1 protein-coding gene is annotated in these 364 nt (G+C 73.1%); it reads left to right on the forward strand.

Annotated features, from left to right (window positions below; all coding sequences use genetic code 11):
* A partial coding sequence (locus tag B2U11_RS09675; RefSeq protein ID WP_414632954.1) for a ParB/RepB/Spo0J family partition protein occupies window positions 1-364 on the forward strand: 364 nt, incomplete at both ends.

The raw sequence follows: 364 nt of genomic DNA on the forward strand, positions 1-364 counted from the left end.
CCGTCGCCGGCGTGGTCGGCAAGAGCCGCAGCCACGTGGCCAACACCATGCGCCTGCTGCAGCTGCCCGAACGGGTGCTGTTCTATGTGCGCGAAGGCAAGCTGTCGGCGGGCCACGCGCGGGCGCTGATCAATACGCCCGACCCGGCCGAACTGGCCGATATCGCCTTCGTCAACGGCCTGAGCGTGCGCGAGACCGAGGCCCTGGCGCGCCGGGCGGTGGAGGGGCCAAAGCCGGCCAAGGCGCGGCCTTTGTCCGGCGGCGCGAACGGGGAGGGGGCCGCCGACGTCGCGGCCCTGCAGCAGGACCTGGCGGACGCCCTGGGCCTGAAGGTCCAGTTGGCGGACAAGGGCGGCAAGGGCGA

The organism is Brevundimonas sp. UBA7534 (assembly GCF_002479325.1).
Taxonomy (GTDB): domain Bacteria; phylum Pseudomonadota; class Alphaproteobacteria; order Caulobacterales; family Caulobacteraceae; genus Brevundimonas.